The sequence below is a fragment of the Roseburia sp. genome, assembly GCF_041325975.1.
GTDB lineage: Bacteria > Bacillota > Clostridia > Lachnospirales > Lachnospiraceae > Roseburia > Roseburia rectibacter.
In genome coordinates this window covers 394,938-410,048 of sequence record NZ_JBGLEJ010000003.1, presented here as the reverse complement: position 1 = coordinate 410,048, position 15,111 = coordinate 394,938, and the positions used below count along the sequence as shown (strand labels likewise).

Below are 15,111 nucleotides of genomic sequence, written 5' to 3'. Positions count from 1 at the left end.
AATGGGCTTTATAAAGACGATAGATAGTTCACAGAGACAAAAATTTGGAAAATAAGTATGAATAGAAAAGAAAAAAATCCGGCAGGGATGATTTTGCGCGCGGAGCGGATCAGACAGGGAAAGGGGCAGAAAGAAGTCTGCTATGGCATCTGTGTGGTTTCGTATTTAAGCAAAATCGAGCGTGGATCGGCGGAGCCGGATATGGCAATTTTAAAGCAGCTTTTTGCAAGACTTGGAATCAATTATGAGACAGATTCTGCGTTTCTTACTGAGAGCAGGAAACAGATGGATGAATTTTTTTACAATCTGCAATATGGGCTGGAAAATGAAACGGTATGGAAAAAACTTGCCGGAAAATGGGACAGGCTTTTGATGTCACCGCTTACAATCGATATCAGACTGGTGTCCGCAATTTATTACAGTAAGAGCACATGGAAAGAAGTAGATGAGAGCTTTATCGAAAGTTTGATGAAAAAAGAAGCGGATGGAAATGACATACAGAATTTTTTGAATGAGAATGTCAGCACTTTAGCGCAGTTAGAAGACTGCATGGATGAAAAACAGTATGCCTATTACAGTCTGGTCTGTTCAAGACTCACAAAAGATCCGGCAGAGAAAATGGAGTGGTATCAGAAAGTACAGCACGGACTGCAGAACACGCTTGGCATGTGCTGTCTGATTGCCGGTTATTATGAACAGGCAGAATACGACGCGATTCACCGGATGGAGAACCGTTTTGTGACGGCGGCGTTGGAAGAGGGAAATGTATATGCACTGGCGGATTATTATTTTATGAATGGAAGCGCATATGCATGTGTCGATATGGATGAGATGATGACCGTCTATTATGAGCGCACCAGAAGGCTATTGCAGAATACCGGATGGTGGAAAGAATACGAGCAGGGATTATATTATAATATGGGGGCGACCTATCTTGCAGTTGGAAGATATGAGGAAGCACTCGACTGTTTAAACCGTGTCCGGTCAGAAGATTTCCTGCTCTGTCATAAAAAGGCATGGTTACATCTTATCCTTGGAAATACCAGGGAGGCGGATCATTATCTTGCAATAATGAAGCAGTTACTTTTCCGGAAAGATATGAAGGGTAAGATGGCAGAGCGTCTGATGTATGAGGAACTTTGCATGGAACAAAAGCCAGACTTTACGGCGGATCCGGCATATTTAGATCTGATCGAACGACTGATCAGGGCACTCATAAAAGAAAAGTCGTTTGGTTTCCTCTATCAGTATAAAAATGTGATTTTAGAAGCCTATACGAGGCAGCGAAAATATAAAAAGGCACTGGAGTTTAGTGAACAAATTTCCGCAAAGACCAGAAAAAGTACGTTTTAGCGTGCTTTTTTTGTGCCGATTTTCCCAAATCAATTCGCTTTATCTAGTTTAAAGTGGAATATATAATAACTGTAGCAATCGATATATGATGTCTGGAATCCACTATTTGCTCCGGACATCATAAACATTACGTTATACTACAAAACATGAAATGAGGGAAAAACATGTCACACCAGCAAAAAACACTCTGGACAAAAGATTTCACCAGTATCGCCATAGCAACCATTTTAACTGCCGTGGGCGGCGAAGCCATGAACCTGCCGATCAGCCTTTTGGTATTTGATGAGACCGGATCTACATTCTTATCAGCATTGGTACTGATCTGCGGCGTTTTGCCGGACGTTGTTCTTTCTGTTTTAGCAGCACCTTTGATTGATAAAGGCGGAAAGAAAAAATGGATTGTCGGACTCGATATCCTGACAGCGGTGTTGTATGCGATGATGGGAATCTATATCAGTGGTCATGCGTTCAACTATCTGCTGTATCTGATATTTGTTCTTGCGGTAGGAACGATTTCGGTGTTTTACCGTCTTGCATATGATGCATGGTATCCAAATCTGATCCCGAACGGGATGGAGCAGAAGGGCTATGCGGTCAGCAATACGATCTATCCGCTTGTCATTATTGCAATGTCCCCGGCGGCAACCTTTTTGTATGAAAAAATATCCATGGCACACATTTTTTATCTGGTTGCCGGTATCACGATGGTATCTGTCATCGTGGAGAGCCGGATTCATGAGGAAAAGGAAGAAGCACAGGACGATTATACCTGGAAGCAGTATTGTCAGGATATCAGGGAAGGATTTCATTATCTGAAAAAAGAAAAGGGCATTCGTAACATCTATACTTATATGAGTATCACAAGCGGTGTGTCAGATGGAAATACCGTACTGATACAGGCGTTTTACCAGACAGTGCCGTGGCTTACGGTTACGATGCTTGGATTTTTAAAAAGTGCGGAAATGATCGGGCGGGGACTTGGCGGCATTTTTCAGTATAAAAAAGAAATACCGGTAAAAAAACGTTATGCGTTTACCAAATTTGTCTATACGGTCTATGGACTGATGGATATTTTACTTTTATATCTGCCATATCCGCTGATGCTGTGTAACCGTTTCCTTTGTGGGGCACTTGGCATCTCAAGTGCGACTATCCGTGAGACAGCAGTGCAGAGCTATCTGCCCGAAAATATGCGGGCGCGTATCAACGCATTTTTTAATATGGTATTTGCGATCGGAAGTGTGGCATTCCAGATGGCAGCGGGAGCACTGGGGCAGATTATGTCTTATCGGTCAGCCATTCTGATGCTCTCAGTAGCAGAACTTACCGCTATGTTTTTACTGATTTGCATTCCGGCAAAAGAAAACCGCCCCGTATATGAGGCGGTTCGGAAAACGGAGTAGTGAGATACTGCAATTTTCCAGTCAGAGAACTGAAAACCACCTCTTTATACCCGTATAGCATTGCTTATAAATCTATCACTTTTACACCAGTGGTTTTATCTCGGGTGCTGCCTGACAGCGTGCCGTCGATTCTCTTTCAATGAGTCTTGCCCGGATCTGCGTCCGGCAGAACGGGATGTGGTGCACCAGAGAATTTAAAACGACGTAAGCGCATTTTCCAAGTTCATTACGCTCCTGACGAACCGTGGTAAGCGGCGGCTCTAAGGAGGCAGAGAGCGGAAGATCATCAAAACCAATCACACTGATATCCTCCGGAACGCGGAAACCGCGCAGCTTACACTCGGCAATTACACCGGAAGCAATCAGATCGTTGCCGCAGATGATCGCAGTTGCACCTGCACCGAGAAAAGTCGGAACATGGTATTTTGCACTGTCTGCCACATAATAGCCGTAGGCGGTCAGCTTCTCATCAGCAGCCAGTCCATGAGCTTTCATGCTGTTAAAAAATGCTTCCTGGCGCTGCTCGGATACCATGGAGTGCAGGGAACCGTTTAAAAAAGCAATTTTTTTGTGGCCGAGGGTATACAGATGATCTACGGCTGCGTCGATACCTTCGTAATTATCGGTGCCGACATAGCAGACATTAGGATTTTTTTCGATATAGTTATCAAAGAGAACAGTCGGCATTGTGGTGTGGGAAAGCTGCTGCATCCATTCGTCATGCAGGGCGAATCCGACTAAAAAGGCACCGCAGAAACCGTTCTTTAACATGTATGTATCATATTTTTCTGTAAGCTGAAAAGCAGGTGTGACCGGGATAACGGTGACATCCCAATTATGGCGGAAAGCATTCTGTTTGAAACCGAGTACGATATCGTAGCCAAACTGATCTTCCGTTTCATATTCCATATTTTCGATAAAGACCGCAAGCTTGCGGTTTTCTTTTTTCTTTGATTTTTTTGTTGCGTATCCCATTTCAACTGCAGTGTCAAGCACCATCTGACGTAATTCTTCGCTGATGTCACTCGCGCCATTTAAACCTTTTGATACGGTACTGACGGAAACACCGAGTCTTGTTGCAATATCTTTGATTGTTGCCATGGGTAAGATCCTCTCCTTAGTAAAAACAGTTGATTTTTTTATATTATATAAAGAAAACAAAAAGTTGACAAGCAGACATACTAAAATTTTCGAAACTTTTGAGTGGTTTCGTTGTAAAAATAAACAAAAACGATATAGCAAAAACGGCAAATATGGCAAAAACGCTGTTAAAAGTTGCAAATTCGTTGACAAAAAACGTTTCCAGTAATAAAATTATCACAGATACGAAAAAAAGCGAAAAAAAAGAGAGGAAGGACCGGGGAAGATCATTGGATGCAAAAAGAATGGCAAGGGGAGCAGGAATCCTCTTAGCGATCACAAGTTTACCATCTTCATACGGAATTGGTACATTAGGAGATGCGGCATTCCAGTTTATAGATCTGCTGGTGGATTTAAAACAGCGTTACTGGCAGGTGCTGCCGATCGGTCCAACCAGTTTTGGAGACAGTCCATATCAGTCATATTCCGCATTTGCCGGGAATCCATATCTGATCGATCTGGATGATCTTGTGCAGGAGAAGCTGCTTAGTGTGGAAGAGATCCGAAGTTTCCATTGGGGAAATGATGAAGCGGATATTGATTATGCGATGATTTATGAGAACCGCTTTAAAGTTTTGAAAATGGCGTTCGCACGATTCGATATCGAAAATGAAGTTTTTGTAACGTTCTGTGAGGAAAATGCCAGATGGCTTTCTGATTATGCACTTTATACTGCATTAAAGAAACATTTTGGTGATGAGGAATGGCAGAAGTGGGACGAACCGCTTCGAAGCCGGGATCCTGAGGCATTAAAAGAGTATGAAACAACGTTACATACAGACATATTGTTCTATGAATTCTGCCAGTTTGAATTTTTTAAACAATGGAAAAAATTAAAAGAATATGCAAATAACAGAGGTATCCAGCTGATTGGTGATCTTCCGTTTTATGTGGCATTAGACAGTGTGGATGTATGGGCAAACCGGGAACTTTTCTTATTGGAAGAGGATGGGACGCCAAAAGGAGTTGCAGGTTCTCCGCCGGATGCATTTTCAGAGAATGGACAAAAGTGGGGAAGTCCAGTATACAACTGGAGCCGGATGGAAGAAGATGGATTTGCCTGGTGGCAGGCGCGCATGTTAGAACATGCAAAGCTGTTTGATGTGATACGGCTTGATCATTTTGCAGCGATCGTAAAGTATTATGTCGTACCGAACAAGGCAGAAGATGGAAGAAGTGGAAAGTGGAGTAGGGGACCTGGAAAGAAACTTACGGATGCAATCGAAAAAGTGATCGGAGATACACACATCATCGTTGAGGATATCGCAGGAAAGAGTCCGATACCGGGCGTGAAGAAGCTGATGGCAAGAACCGGATGGCCGGGCATCAAGATTTTGATGTTCGCATTTGGGGATGATACGGCAAACGAACATCTTCCACATAATTACACCGACTGCAATCTTGTCGTTTATGCGGGAACGCATGACAATGAAACAATTGTTGGTTACTTCAGGGACAAAACAGATTATGAGCTTGCTTATCTGTACGAGTATCTGAATATCAAATATAAAGAAGAAATACCGGATGCGCTGATCCGGGCTGCCTATGCAAGCATTGCAGATGTGGTGATCATACAGATGCAGGATCTGATGAAGCTTGGAAATGAAGCGCGGATGAATGCACCATCCACCGTCGGGAGAAACTGGAGATGGAGGATTGGAACCGATGAACTGAGTGAGGAGCGAAGGGCATGGATCCGGACGCTTGCGTCGGTTTATCACAGATAATTATGTTATAAAGTGCAGATTGCATTTTATATAAAAACAAAGTTCATGAAAACTTTTTGGGAAAAAGAAAAGGAGAGGAAAAAAATGAAAAAGAAAGCAGTGTCATTATTAATGGTAGCAGCTATGATGACAACCATGGCAGCAGGATGCGGAAACAAAGCCGCAAACAATGCTGGAAGCGATGCAGCAGCAGACAACAGCACAACAAGTGATGCAGCAGCAGAGGAGACCGCAGGTACTGAGGCAGCAGCCGTAGATACCGCAGGTACTGAGGCAGCAGCCGCAGATTCTGAAGATGAGCCATGGTCCGGTACAATTACAGTATGGAGCCCACAGGAAGATCAGGATACAGGCTGGCTTGCAAAAGAGTGTGACGCATTCAACGCAGCTCATCCAAACTGGGATATCACTTTCAATTATGGTGTATGTGCAGAGGGTGATGCAAAAGCAACGGTTACACAGGATGTTGAAAACTCCGCAGATGTATATATGTTAGCAAACGATAACATCCCGGATCTGGTATCTGCAAATGCATTAGCAGAGCTTGGAGGAAGCTATCTTGACTATGTAACTACAACAAACTCTGATTCTATTACAGCATCTGTTACTTACAATGATGCAGTAGTGGCATTCCCGTTTACATCAAATACATGGTTCATGTACTATGATAAGAGTGTATTTTCAGATGATGATATTAAGAGCTTTGATACCATGTTAGAAAAAGGAAAAGTTTCTTTCCCATTATCTAACTCCTGGTATATTCAGGCTTTCTATGTAGCAAACGGATGTACATTATTTGGTGATGGTACTGATGCAGCAGCAGGTGTCGATTTTAGTGGTGACAAGGCAGCAGCAGTTACTGAGTATCTTGTAGACCTTTGCAAGAATCCAAACTTCATTAATGATGCAGACGGAGCAGGTATTGCCGGTTTACGTGATGGCAGCGTTAATGCCATTTTCTCAGGTACATGGGATGCAGAATCTGTAAAAGAAGCTCTTGGCGATAACATGGGTGTTGCAGCTCTTCCTACTGTAAATATCGGAGGAACAGAGGGTCAGATGAAATCCTTCATAGGATCTAAAGCAATCGGCGTTAATCCAAATACAGAGAATATGCAGGTTTCCATGGCTTTAGCGGCTTACCTTGCAGGTGAAGATGCCCAGAAAGATCATTATGATATGAGAAATATCCTTCCTACAAATACAAACATTGCAATCTCAGATGATGAAATTGCTACGGCAGTTACAAAAGTTATGACAGATACATCTATCATGCAGCCATTAGTAAGCGAAATGAGCAACTACTGGTCACCGGCTGAGAACATGGGTAAAGCACTGGTCGCTGGTGAGATCACAGCTGATAACGCAGCAGAGAAAACAGAAGATATGAATACAACAATGAACACAGACATTGCACAGTAAAAAGATTTCTTCTGATAGAAATCCCAGGGTGCCCGGACGGGCATCCTGGATGTTTCTACATTGAGATTTAAAGGAGGCCCATAACGTGAAAAAGGCTGGAATGAAAAAAGGAAAAAATAAAGAATTTTCAACACCGTACACGGTTACAAATGCGGTGGCAAAAGGAAATATAATCACAAAACTTTCCCTGTTAATTATGGGCTTAGGAAATATTGCACATAAACAAATTGGAAAGGGAATCATGTTTCTTGCAGTAGAAGCTGCATATATCTGGTACATGATTCAGTCAGGAATTTATAATTTATCTATGCTGCCATCTCTTGGATGGAGAGAGCAGGAAAAAGTATGGAACGAAAAAAAGAGTATTTATGAATATACAGCAGGTGACCAGTCAGCACTGATTCTGTTGTATGGAGTGGCAACAGTTTATATTACAGCAATGTTTATCATTGTCTGGAGAGAGTCCGTAAAGAGCTCTTATAAATCGGAAGTGCTGGCAAAATCAGGAAAGCACTTAAACAACTTTAAAGAAGACTGCAAGAGTTTGTTAGATCAAAATTTATATAAATTACTGTTGGCAGCGCCGGTTATGGGAATTTTAATTTTTACGATCTTACCACTGATCTATAACATTACCATGGCGTTCACGAACTACAGTAAAGTCAACGATCATCTGGTATTATTTGACTGGGTGGGACTGGCAAATTTCAAGAAGATTTTAAACTTCGGTGACAGCATCGGCAAGCAGTTCTATTCCGTATTAGGATGGACACTGATCTGGGCCATTGTAGCAACCGCATTAAACTATATCCTCGGTATGATCTTAGCAATTATCATCAACCGTAAGGAGACAAAAGGAAAGGCATTTTGGAGATTCTGTTTTGTACTTTCCATCGCAGTACCGCAGTTCGTATCACTGCTGATCATGCGTACCATGTTACAGCCGACCGGTATCGTCAATACGCTGTTATTAAAATATGGTCTGATCGATACCGCATTACCGTTCTTTTCAAATGCAACATGGGCAAGAGTAACGGTTATTGTTATTAACCTCTGGGTAGGTATTCCGTATACGTTACTTCAGGTAACCGGTATTTTACAGAATATTCCGGGTGAACTTTATGAGGCAGCAAAGATCGACGGAGCGAATGCTGTACAGACTTTCTTTAAGATCACATTGCCTTACATGTTATTCGTTATGACACCGTACCTGATCACACAGTTTACGGGAAATATCAATAACTTCAATGTCATCTTCCTTCTGTCAGGTGGAAATCCTACTCCGGTGGATGCAACAGCAGGAAAGACAGACCTTCTTGTTACCTGGCTGTACAAGCTGACGGTTGATAAGAACTATTATAACTTAGGTGCTGTTATCGGTATTATGACATTTATTGTACTTGCGATCGTAGCATTGGTAACATATCGCAATACCGCATCCTATAAAGATGAGGAGGGATTCATGTAATGAACACGACACATACGAGTACAGCAGCAGTGGCTGCGAAAAAAAGTGGTGCATCCAATACGGCGAAAATCCGTAAAACAGTGATAAATGTGATTGTTCACATTTTCCTGGCAATACTGGCATTTATCTGGGTTCTCCCGATTTTCTGGGTAATCCTTACAAGTTTCCGTGGAGAGAAAGGTTCTTATGTAAGTACATTTTTCCCGAAAACCTATACATTTAATAATTACATCAAATTATTTACAGACACCAGTATTTTAAACTTTCCGAAGATGTTTATGAATACCTTTGTGATCGCAATTTTTACCTGCATCATTTCTACCATCTTTGTACTTTCAGTGGCATACAGTATGTCAAGAATGCGATTTAAGATGAGAAAACCGTTTATGAATATTGCGATGATCATTGGTCTGTTTCCATCTTTCATGTCCATGATCGCTGTGTACTATATTTTAAGAGCACTTAATTTAGCAGATGGTGCAATGATCCGTGTAGCACTTATCATCGTGTTCTCCGCCGGTTCCGGTGCAGGATTTTATGTTGCGAAGGGATTTTTTGATACAATCTCAAAATCGCTGGATGAGGCAGCGATTATCGATGGAGCGACAAGATGGAATGTATTTACAAAGATTACTGTACCGCTCAGTAAGCCGATCATCGTATATACGATTTTAACATCCTTTATGGGACCGTGGGTTGACTTTATTTTCGGTAAAGTTATCTGCCGTGCAGATGCACAGTATTACACCGTATCCATCGGTCTTTGGAAGATGCTTGAGAAAGAGTATATCGATAGCTGGTATACCTGTTTCGCAGCAGGAGCAGTTGTCGTATCGATCCCGATCGCAATTCTGTTCTTAATGACACAGAAGTTCTATGTGGAAGGTATGAGCGGAGCTGTCAAGGGCTGATCCACAGGATACAAATTGAATATGAGGGCACATTTTGGTGTGTCATTGGGCAGATGGGGAGTCTGCCGGGAGAGCAGGGACGGTTTCGTTTCTGCTCTTTTTGCAATCAGAAGAAGTTAATGAATTGCCTGGTAAATTGTGGTTTGTTGAGGCATGCGTCGCCCACCTAAATGGTGTTTCGTAGGTTTGTGAGTGGCATCTTGCGCAAAGCCGGAGTAATTTTGGTTCCGTTGTACGAAAATAAGAAAAGTCTAAGTGTGTCTGAGTTAGATTTTCGCGAAGTGACGTGAACGGCAACAACGAGTCATCCATGACTCGATGCTGCCTTGTTCTGCCATCCATGGCAGAACATCACTGTGTAACTACAGACACACTAAGATTTTCTAATTTTCTCCCAAAGTCACAAAATCAGCTTCGGCTTTGCGCAAGATGCCAGCTGTCAGGTTGTGAACACCATTTGAGTGGGCGGTTCATCTCAAAACTGGGGCGTAGGTGTGGATTTTTGATATTCGCACGAATGAAAATATGCTTAAAATCCTAAGGTGCTGTATCATTGATATTCAGCCTGATGACTTGCTAGAATCTTAATCTGCTGTATTGTTATCAAACAGTATAGTCCACTACACCTCACTTTTCCGCTTTGCAGACTAAAAATTCATTCTGCATTATTTTGCTTAACAGCAGTTTTAAAATACAATAATAGTTTCATAAATTACCAGACTAATAACGCAGAATATTTTTTAATCGGATTTACACATAAAACACTAAAAATTTACGCACTACTCAAGGTTGTAAAATGAGTTCCCCAGCGAAGGGTGGTTCACAACCTTGCGGCTGGCAAATCGCATCAAGCCGGGACTCGTTTTGTGACTTTGGAAGAAAATTAGGCAATCTTAGTCTGCCTGTTCGTAACACAGTGTTGTGCTGCCACGGACGGCAGCACAAGTCCTAATGTGCCCGGACGGCACATTTAGGACGCACACGTCACTCCACCACAACCTAAGCAGGCAGACCTAGATTGCCTTATTTTCGGACAACGGAACAAAACAGACCCGGCTTGATGCAATTTGCCAATCGTAACCCCCCAGAACCACCCTACACAGGGAAACTCACATCACAACCACAAATCATCATTTGTTGGGGAACGCGTGTCGATAAGTTACGAACATTATTTGCCGTGGAATTTGTTAAATTTTTATGGGCAGTCTGGAGTGCAAAAAAAGCAGAAACATATTATAATAGAATGAAAAGCACAGTGACAAAGCTGTGCAGAAACGAGGGAAGAGATGAGAAAGAGAGTAATTGCGGCAATTTTAGCCGGCATGTTGATAGTTTCCGCAGGGGGATGTGGAAAAGGAGCAATTTCTTCGGGGAATGTTGTGGATAATTCTGATGCGTTGGAGAGTTCTTTGAATATTGTTGCAGAGGACACTGAGACTTCTGTTGGACAGGAGAAAAATGCTGATTCGAAGAATAGCAGTATAGCAGGGCTGAATGATACGGCAGGGACTGGAGAGGACGCAGACACACAAAATGCAGGAGTGACCGCACTTTCCCTGATGCAGCAGGTTAATACCGGTGATGAACAGATCATTGACGATAATTACCGTACCTGGTATGAGGTGTTTGTGTACAGCTTTTTTGACAGTGATGGAGATGGAATCGGAGATCTGAAAGGACTGACGGAAAAGTTAGATTATATCAATGACGGCGATCCATCAACTGATACGGATCTTGGATGTAACGGAATCTGGCTGATGCCGGTCATGCCATCTACGACCTATCATAAATATGATGTGACGGATTACTGTGATATTGACCCGGAATACGGTACGATGGACGATTTTAAAAATCTGATCGCGGCATGCCATGAGAGGGGAATCAATGTCATTATCGATCTGGTCATGAATCATACGTCCTCCCAGCATGAATGGTTTAAAACAGCGGCAGAATATCTGAAAAATCTGCCGGAAGGTGCTACGCCGGATGCATCGGAATGTCCTTATGTAGATTATTATAATTTTTCTAAGGAAATGCAGGGTGGCTACAGCAATATAGATGGCACAGACTGGTATTATGAATCACAGTTCTGGAGTGAAATGCCGGATTTAAATCTTGGGAATCAGGCAGTCCGTGATGAATTTGACAAGATCGTGGACTTCTGGCTTGATCTTGGTGTAGATGGATTCCGTCTGGATGCGGCAAAAGAGTATTACAGTGGAAGTGTGGATAAAAACGTGGAGGTACTGTCCTGGTTTAATTCCATGGTAAAAGAGAAAAAAGAAGATGCTTATATCGTGGCAGAAGTATGGACAGATCAGAATACTTATGCAAAATATTATGAGAGCGGAATTGATAGCTGCTTTGATTTCTCTTTTGCAGACAGTACGGGTACGATTGCAAACGTGCTGAGAAATGGATCAGCTTCCTCTTACGGAAAAGCGCTCGTAAGCCTGCAGTATAACCTTTCACAGTATAGCGACAGTTATATTGATGCACCATTTTACACGAATCATGATATGGCGCGCAGTGCGGGTTATTACTCCGGGGATGACAGTGAAAAACAGATGAAGATCGCACAGGCGATGAACCTTATGATGTCGGGAAGTGCTTTTCTTTATTATGGAGAAGAACTTGGCATGAAGGGCTCCGGTAAGGATGAAAATAAACGTGCACCAATGTACTGGAGTGAAGATGCCACAACTGATGGAATGTGCAAAGGTCCTGCGGATATGGATTCCATAAAGATGAAATATGGTGCACTTGATACACAGGAAGCAGACGGAAATTCAATTTATCAGTTCATAAAACAGACGATAAAACTTCGGAATGAGTATCCGGAAATTGCCCGTGGAACAGTAAAGTTTGAGGAGAATATTTCAGATGACAAGGTATGTGTCATAAAGAAAACATATGGTGATTCGGAAATACTTCTGGTTTACAATCTTGCTCCGGAGAGTGCGGATGTAGATTTATCCGGAGTTACAGTTGGAGAAAAGAGCGGAAGTGATCTTGAAATTGGTGGAGTGCTGCTGACGGATGCAAAAGAAGCTGCTTTTTCCGATGGAACACTCACAATGCCGGGATATTCGGTAGTGATAGTGAAGTGAACTGGAGGGAGAAGGTAATATCATAAGTTAGAGCAATAAATTTTCCGCCAAATGATGGTTTGGGTGTGAGTTGAGTTCCCCAGCGAAGGGGGGCATCGCGGGTTCTCGATTGGCAAATCGCATCAAGCTGGGAAACTCATTTTACAACCTTGGTGGGTGCGTAAGATGCCACTCACAAACAACGACACACCATTTGCCAGACGGTTCACCTTAGTAGTTCAGCAGAAAATCTGCAAATTTTGTATAGTAATCTTTCTGCTCGGAACGGCTGAACACGCCAAAATAGCATGTTCCGTCATAAATACCGTATTTTTTGATCCATGCGTTGTCAGTAAGCTCGATCGCGCATGGGTAAGATTCGGATTCACCATCATCTGTGGAATAGATCAGATGATCTTTATACTTTTCTAATACATCATCGGAAATATAGGTGCGCAGGTCTAGACAGGCACCTTCGTTTGCATAATCTAAAAAGGTATCCCCTGTTCCAAAAAACAGATCCTGTCCACCGGCTCCGACCATTGTGGAGAGCACCATATAATCTTCATAACTGGAAGCGGAAGCTGCATCTGAACTTTCCGGAAACTGCAGGTTTGTAGAAACGTCGATGGGCTGCTGTTTTTTATCATAGCCGGCAGTATCTGAAAATTCGTCAAAAGCAGCATCGGCATTTTCGCTGGTTGTCTGTACATTGATCATAATTACACTTAAGATCGGTTTGCGGTAAGAAACAAAATGATATGTAAGACCGATCACGATACCACCGATCACAATCACTGATAAAATGTGCAGTCTGTAATAGTCCCAGATGTACTGGACTTTTGCTTTGCTTGAGAGTGCCTTAAAATCTGTCTTTTTTTCCATGGTAATCCTCATTTCTAACAGTCTTATCGTGATTTCACATCACATGATGAGGCATTGGTACATATTGACCTCATTTCACTAGAATAACACACATGAAAAAATGAAAAAAGTACCAATTCGTGAAGTTTTTCTAAAATATTGCAGACGTGATCAGCTGGTCATTGTCTCTAAGCATCCAAGGATTTTTGAAACATCAGTGACGATTTGATCATCAGAAAACTGCTGCGGGTGATGTACAAAAGCCAGAATTGTCTGAAATATGCCGCCGGAGAGGAAGGAAGCAAGCAGTTCCGGACTGACAGAGAAGGTTACGCCTTTTTGACTACAATGAAAAAAAGGATTGATACACTTGTTGCTAATTATAATACGTTAGATATGGGAATCAGTGATTATACCGGTGCAGTAAAGAAGAAGTGGAATGGTTATAAATGACAAAGGAGAAAATTATCTATGAGCAAAAAAAATAAAAAAATTTACTGTTGATGTTTTTATGTGTAATTGTAATTCTGGGATTCAGAAGTAGTACGGTACAGGCTGCGATGGCAGATTTGGCAGTGGATTATGAGATGGGGACGGAATATACTGGGTATGTAACCGGAACGTATGGACAAGATACAGAGGAGGTTGGAGTCAGGCGAAACTGAGTAGAGAACTTTCAGTGGGGACATATTACTTAAAATAGATGATAATGGTGGCAGAGGAATACAGTCATTTGATTTTAAGTTTATAATTCAGGCAGAAAAACAGATCAAACTCTCCAAAGGCACACTAAAATCTTAAAAAGTACCAAAAAAGGTCAGATGACCGTGAAGTGTGCATCCGCAAAAAATGCCATTGGTTACAGGATACAATATTCTACAGATTATAAATTCAAAAAAGGTGTCAAAACAGTGTATTCAGCAGGCACAACCAGGACAATAAAAGGGCTGAAAAAGGGAAAACGATATTACGTAAAGGTTTGTCCATACACGGTATATGATGATGGTACGAAGGTCTACGGACGGAATTCGTATGTGAAAACGGTTGTGGTAAAAAAGAAATAACAGAATAAGATGATTGAGAGGGATGTTGTGTTGAGTGCAATGTCCTTCTTTTTTATTCATGTAAAAACAGGTGTAATCTTTGGCTTTATCAAAGATGCAAAAAACGAGTTTCGAATGAAACTCGTTTTTTACATAACAAAAGCGGGTGATGGGAATCGAACCCACGTATCCAGCTTGGAAGGCTGGTGTTCTACCATTGAACTACACCCGCATGAGATATATGAAACTGAATACTGCTGAGCAGAAACGGTTGTTTCTGCTCTAATGCCCAGTTCCGGAATCGAACCAGAGACACGAGGATTTTCAGTCCTCTGCTCTACCAACTGAGCTAACTGGGCGTCTCACAGCAAAATCTATTTTAAAGGATAAAAACCTTGCTGTCAAGTGAAAAATGCAAATTTTTTTAAATTTTCAAATTTTTTAAAAATTTATGATTTTTTCTAATTAGGATGAGTTGTAAGATAAATGATGATTTGTTTATGAAATAAATCGCCCGCTCAAATGGTATTTCGTAGGTTTGTGAGTGGCATCTTGCGCAAAGCCGGAGTTAATTTTGGTTTCGTTGTCCGAAAATAAGAAAAGCTAGGTCTGCCTGATTTAGGTTATGGCGGAGTGACGTGACCGGCGTTCAACGAGCCATCCTTGGCTCGTGAAGCCTTGTTCTGCCATC

General features: G+C 42.0%; 10 protein-coding genes and 2 tRNA genes. 8 read left to right on the top strand and 4 right to left on the bottom strand.

Annotation, left to right across the window (positions count from 1 at the left end; all coding sequences use genetic code 11):
- The first annotated feature begins 57 nt into the window (after positions 1-57).
- Positions 58-1,353: a helix-turn-helix domain-containing protein gene (locus ACDD58_RS02315; RefSeq protein ID WP_370775511.1), complete on the top strand. Its 1,296-nt coding sequence runs from the start codon at positions 58-60 to the stop codon at positions 1,351-1,353.
- Positions 1,354-1,517: 164 nt separating this feature from the next.
- Positions 1,518-2,756, top strand: a complete 1,239-nt coding sequence (locus ACDD58_RS02310) for an MFS transporter (RefSeq protein ID WP_370775509.1) — start codon at positions 1,518-1,520, stop codon at positions 2,754-2,756.
- A gap of 81 nt (positions 2,757-2,837) precedes the next feature.
- On the opposite strand, the gene ACDD58_RS02305 is transcribed toward ACDD58_RS02310, so the two are convergent.
- Positions 2,838-3,857: a LacI family DNA-binding transcriptional regulator gene (locus tag ACDD58_RS02305; protein WP_118591467.1), complete on the bottom strand. Its 1,020-nt coding sequence runs from the start codon at positions 3,855-3,857 to the stop codon at positions 2,838-2,840.
- Positions 3,858-4,009: 152 nt separating this feature from the next.
- Here ACDD58_RS02305 and malQ point away from each other — a divergent pair, with 152 nt between their 5' ends.
- The 5 genes from malQ to ACDD58_RS02280 all read left to right on the top strand — a co-directional run bounded on the left by malQ (position 4,010) and on the right by ACDD58_RS02280 (position 12,534).
- Positions 4,010-5,623: a 4-alpha-glucanotransferase gene (gene malQ, locus ACDD58_RS02300; RefSeq protein ID WP_118210376.1), complete on the top strand. Its 1,614-nt coding sequence runs from the start codon at positions 4,010-4,012 to the stop codon at positions 5,621-5,623.
- 84 nt (positions 5,624-5,707) lie between these two features.
- Entirely contained in the window at positions 5,708-7,045 is a 1,338-nt protein-coding gene (locus tag ACDD58_RS02295) for an extracellular solute-binding protein (RefSeq protein WP_118210375.1), read from the top strand.
- A gap of 100 nt (positions 7,046-7,145) precedes the next feature.
- Positions 7,146-8,513, top strand: coding sequence for a carbohydrate ABC transporter permease (locus ACDD58_RS02290; RefSeq protein ID WP_044999520.1), 1,368 nt, complete (start codon positions 7,146-7,148; stop codon positions 8,511-8,513).
- Positions 8,513-9,424: a sugar ABC transporter permease gene (locus ACDD58_RS02285; protein WP_117921132.1), complete on the top strand. Its 912-nt coding sequence runs from the start codon at positions 8,513-8,515 to the stop codon at positions 9,422-9,424. The genes ACDD58_RS02290 and ACDD58_RS02285 overlap by 1 nt, the downstream gene beginning before the upstream one ends.
- Before the next feature lie 1,286 nt (positions 9,425-10,710).
- On the top strand, positions 10,711-12,534 hold the full coding sequence (locus ACDD58_RS02280) for an alpha-amylase family glycosyl hydrolase (RefSeq protein WP_370775504.1): 1,824 nt from the start codon (positions 10,711-10,713) through the stop codon (positions 12,532-12,534).
- A 210-nt stretch (positions 12,535-12,744) separates the two neighbouring features.
- Here the strand turns inward: ACDD58_RS02280 and ACDD58_RS02275 are convergent, their stop codons facing one another.
- Complete coding sequence (locus ACDD58_RS02275; protein ID WP_370775502.1) at positions 12,745-13,398, bottom strand: transporter; 654 nt, start codon at positions 13,396-13,398, stop codon at positions 12,745-12,747.
- A 204-nt stretch (positions 13,399-13,602) separates the two neighbouring features.
- Here ACDD58_RS02275 and ACDD58_RS02270 point away from each other — a divergent pair, with 204 nt between their 5' ends.
- Positions 13,603-13,830 (top strand): hypothetical protein, encoded by a 228-nt coding sequence (locus tag ACDD58_RS02270; protein ID WP_118210372.1) that lies wholly within the window; start codon positions 13,603-13,605, stop codon positions 13,828-13,830.
- A gap of 751 nt (positions 13,831-14,581) precedes the next feature.
- Here the strand turns inward: ACDD58_RS02270 and ACDD58_RS02265 are convergent.
- Positions 14,582-14,652: transfer RNA gene (locus ACDD58_RS02265), tRNA-Gly, on the bottom strand.
- A 54-nt stretch (positions 14,653-14,706) separates the two neighbouring features.
- A tRNA-Phe gene (locus tag ACDD58_RS02260) sits at positions 14,707-14,779 on the bottom strand.
- Positions 14,780-15,111: the final 332 nt, after the last annotated feature.

Bases quoted from the DNA above. Each gene is read 5' to 3' on its own strand.
- ACDD58_RS02315 (WP_370775511.1), top strand. From the start codon at position 58: ATGAATAGAAAAGAAAAAAATCCGGCAGGGATGATTTTGCGCGCGGAG.
- ACDD58_RS02310 (WP_370775509.1), top strand. From the start codon at position 1,518: ATGTCACACCAGCAAAAAACACTCTGGACAAAAGATTTCACCAGTATC.
- ACDD58_RS02305 (WP_118591467.1), bottom strand. From the start codon at position 3,857: ATGGCAACAATCAAAGATATTGCAACAAGACTCGGTGTTTCCGTCAGT.
- malQ (WP_118210376.1), top strand. From the start codon at position 4,010: ATGGCAAAAACGCTGTTAAAAGTTGCAAATTCGTTGACAAAAAACGTT.
- ACDD58_RS02295 (WP_118210375.1), top strand. From the start codon at position 5,708: ATGAAAAAGAAAGCAGTGTCATTATTAATGGTAGCAGCTATGATGACA.
- ACDD58_RS02290 (WP_044999520.1), top strand. From the start codon at position 7,146: ATGAAAAAAGGAAAAAATAAAGAATTTTCAACACCGTACACGGTTACA.
- ACDD58_RS02285 (WP_117921132.1), top strand. From the start codon at position 8,513: ATGAACACGACACATACGAGTACAGCAGCAGTGGCTGCGAAAAAAAGT.
- ACDD58_RS02280 (WP_370775504.1), top strand. From the start codon at position 10,711: ATGAGAAAGAGAGTAATTGCGGCAATTTTAGCCGGCATGTTGATAGTT.
- ACDD58_RS02275 (WP_370775502.1), bottom strand. From the start codon at position 13,398: ATGGAAAAAAAGACAGATTTTAAGGCACTCTCAAGCAAAGCAAAAGTC.